Raw genomic sequence first — 3,139 nt, forward strand, 5'->3', positions numbered from 1 at the left:
TTCCGGAGCCGAGTCGATCTTGTCGAACTCAACGACTGCCGAACCGAATACTTCGGAGCAGACGCGAGTCAGAGCTGCGGTCAGAGTGGTCTTACCGTGGTCAACGTGGCCGATAGTGCCGACGTTAACGTGGGGAAGGGAACGATCAAACTTTTCCTTAGCCATCGATACAATCCTCCGCAGAAGAAATAGTCTTGCGCTGATAAAACAAAGGCAGATATTTTCATATCTGCCTTGTTTATATGGAGCTCTTGAGCGGACTTGAACCGCTGACCTCACCCTTACCAAGGGTGTGCTCTACCAACTGAGCTACAAGAGCGAAACACTTTGTGCAAAATCCGGCAAACTTGGAGCGGGTAGCGGGAATCGAACCCGCATCATCAGCTTGGAAGGCTGAGGTTCTACCACTAAACTATACCCGCGGAGCTTGCGGCTCTCGCTAAAACTGGTGGAGGGAGAAGGATTCGAACCTTCGAAGCTCTCGCAACGGATTTACAGTCCGTCCCCTTTGACCGCTCGGGAATCCCTCCAGATGTGGCCGGCATTCTATTTGTCTGCCGTCCTAGTGTCAAGCTTTTTTTCAAATTTTTTCAATCAAATCTGAAACTTAGCTGCTTTGACACCGCTTCCGGTTCTACCACCTGAGTGGTGTTCCCTGTGAAGCGGGCGCCATTCTATCAAGCTATTCACCAGTTGCAATACCCTGGCAGAAAATAATTTTGTGTTTTAAGTCTTTGAAATCATTGGAAAGAGCAGCGAGCACGGTTTGGTCCAACAAACGCTCGCTTTCAGGGGCAACCTTGAGCCAGCGGCCATCCGCCCCCGGTAACTGCCCCATTACCGGTAGCGTGGCAATATCCAGGCTCAGCAGGCGCTGACGCAGCGCGTCGATTTCGCCCTGCCCCATCACGCCACCCACTACCAGGCACTCATCCCGACGCTTGGGCGGTGTTGATACGCCCGTTTCACGCAACAGACGAATTTCCTGCTGATTGCCCTTGTACAACGACAGAGGGGCGACTTCCTTGACCTTCAGCGGGGCTTCCTGCTGATGCCACACGTAATAAAAGACGTTGAGCACCAGCAACAACAGAAACAACCAACGCATAGGCACCTCAATTCAATGGGCAGGCCATGGCCAGGCCAACGAAAACCAGGTCAGGCACGACACGTGCTTGCGGCACGGCCTCCCTGACCAGCGGCGCATCGCCGCCTGTAAGGAACACCGCGAAATCTTCCCCCCACAGGGCACGCGCCTGCTCGAGCTGGGTATGTGCAAAGCCCTGGAGCATCAACACACATCCGCGCTCGACCGCTTCCACGGTCGAGCGACCAGGCGCCAGGCTGGTCAATGCACGTTCGGCGGAGGCATCGTCATAGCGGATACGCCGGGTATGCGTGCGCAGCTGACTACGCATCAATGGCATACCCGGGCAGATGTAACCACCGAGGTGCTCGCCGTCCGCGGCTACAAAATCCGCTTTTGCAGCTGTACCCAGGTCAATGACCAGGCAAGCACCTTTGGCCAGATGGAACGCCCCCAGTGCAGCCAGCCAACGGTCCATGCCCAGGCGCTGGTAATCGTCATAGCCATTGCGCACACCAGCCATTTCCCGGGCCGGGTGCGCCACAAGTGCCTGCACGGCAAACGCCTGGTTGATCAAGGCGCAAAGCGCGTCGGTTTCATCCTCGCTGCGCACGCTGACAATACGGCAGCCAGTCAAACGCACCGAAGCCAGTGCAGCCACTTCAGCCACCAAGGCCTGGTCGGAGTCGACGATGCCGCCGCTCTCAATCGCTGCATCAGCGACATGGATTACCCGCCACTTGATGAAGCTGTTACCGCAATCGAGCTCAAGAATCATCACGCAACCTCAAACTGAGCTCACCACCACTGAAGCTCTTTTCCACCCCGTCCACCTCAAGGCGCAAGCCGCCCTGCCCGTCGACGCCTAGAACCACACCATCAATACGCGTGCTACCGGCGATCAGTGAAACATTACGCCCTTGCCAGAGGTGCGCCTGCTCCCATTCTTCCTGGAACGCGGCAAAGCCATAGCGACGATGCCGAGCCAATTCATGCTGCAATTGCTGGCTGAGCAACGCGACCAGGCGGTTACGATCGATCGCCGCCCCCACTTCACGGCGCATCGAAGTCCATTCCTGGTCGACTTGATCGTTGGCCTGCATGTTCACATTGATACCGATACCCAACACGACATGACAGACGTCTGCCGGGTCGCCGACCAGTTCCAGGAGAATGCCGGTGATCTTCTGGCCGCGAACAAGGACGTCGTTGGGCCACTTGAGCCCCACATCCTTCACCCCGAACACCTGTAGCGTGCGCATTACCGCCAACCCAACCACCAGGCTCAGGCCCTCGAGTTGGCGCATGCCGCCATCCACACGAAGCACCAGGCTGTAATAGAGGTTTTCGGCAAACGGGCTGACCCATTGCCGACCGCGTCGGCCACGGCCGGCGCTCTGCCGTTCGGCAAGAACCAGAAACGGAGCCGCTCGCCCCTCACCGGCCAGTCGCAGACCTTCGGCATTGGTCGAATCAATGGTTTCATGGATGAAAACAGGCCACTGCTCGCCGGTAGCAAACCCGGCGATCGCCTGCGCATCGAGCAAGGCCAGTGGCGCCGCCAGTTGATAGCCGCGCCCACGGACCTTGTGAATGGTGAGGTTCAGTTCACTCTCCAGGTGCTGCAGCTGCTTCCAAACGGCGCTGCGACTCACCCCGAGGGCTGCCCCCAGAGCTTCTCCGGAATGGAACCGGCCATCCTTGAGAAGATTCAACAACTTCAGCATGCCAGTCTCGACTTGGAATAAGGCAGGCATGATAGCTATGGGCTGTTGGCTTGCATAGGAAAAGGGCCTGTCGACAGGGGCGAGCGGACATTGTTGCTGCCTGGTAACCGACCGATGCAAGAGCAGGCGGCGCGGTTTGCCAGGATGATCGGGGCTGCTGTGCGGCCGATCGCGGCGCATCGCCGCCCCTGCAGGGGCGCGCTTGTTTTTCCGGCGCAAAGACAAAACCCCTACCTGCGTGCGCAGATAGGGGTTTTGCGAAATGAATCTTGACGATGACCTACTCTCACATGGGGAAGCCCCACACTACCATCGGCGATGCATC

General features: G+C 57.8%; 4 protein-coding genes and 3 tRNA genes. All 7 read right to left on the reverse strand.

Translation table 11 applies throughout. From position 1 onward, the window contains the following. A partial coding sequence (locus QSV36_RS08790; protein ID WP_289129221.1) for a GTP-binding protein occupies positions 1-165 on the reverse strand: 165 nt, incomplete at its 3' end. Positions 166-243: 78 nt separating this feature from the next. Then, positions 244-319 (reverse strand) — tRNA-Thr (locus QSV36_RS08795). Positions 320-348: 29 nt separating this feature from the next. Further along, positions 349-422: transfer RNA gene (locus QSV36_RS08800), tRNA-Gly, on the reverse strand. Between the two features lie 24 nt (positions 423-446). Beyond that, positions 447-530 (reverse strand) — tRNA-Tyr (locus tag QSV36_RS08805). 152 nt (positions 531-682) lie between these two features. Next, on the reverse strand, positions 683-1,108 hold the full coding sequence (locus QSV36_RS08810) for a hypothetical protein (RefSeq protein WP_289131217.1): 426 nt from the start codon (positions 1,106-1,108) through the stop codon (positions 683-685). A 7-nt stretch (positions 1,109-1,115) separates the two neighbouring features. Beyond that, complete coding sequence (locus QSV36_RS08815) at positions 1,116-1,865, reverse strand: pantothenate kinase (RefSeq protein ID WP_289131218.1); 750 nt, start codon at positions 1,863-1,865, stop codon at positions 1,116-1,118. Beyond that, positions 1,855-2,814: a bifunctional biotin--[acetyl-CoA-carboxylase] ligase/biotin operon repressor BirA gene (gene birA / locus QSV36_RS08820; protein ID WP_289131219.1), complete on the reverse strand. Its 960-nt coding sequence runs from the start codon at positions 2,812-2,814 to the stop codon at positions 1,855-1,857. Before birA ends, QSV36_RS08815 begins: the two co-directional genes overlap by 11 nt. Positions 2,815-3,139 lie beyond the last annotated feature (325 nt).

Source organism: Pseudomonas sp. BCRC 81390 (assembly GCF_030341915.1).
Taxonomy (GTDB): domain Bacteria; phylum Pseudomonadota; class Gammaproteobacteria; order Pseudomonadales; family Pseudomonadaceae; genus Aquipseudomonas.

Coding starts and splice junctions, on each gene's coding strand:
- QSV36_RS08810 (WP_289131217.1), bottom strand. CDS start 1,108: ATGCGTTGGTTGTTTCTGTTGTTGCTGGTGCTCAACGTCTTTTATTAC.
- QSV36_RS08815 (WP_289131218.1), bottom strand. CDS start 1,865: ATGATTCTTGAGCTCGATTGCGGTAACAGCTTCATCAAGTGGCGGGTA.
- birA (WP_289131219.1), bottom strand. CDS start 2,814: ATGCTGAAGTTGTTGAATCTTCTCAAGGATGGCCGGTTCCATTCCGGA.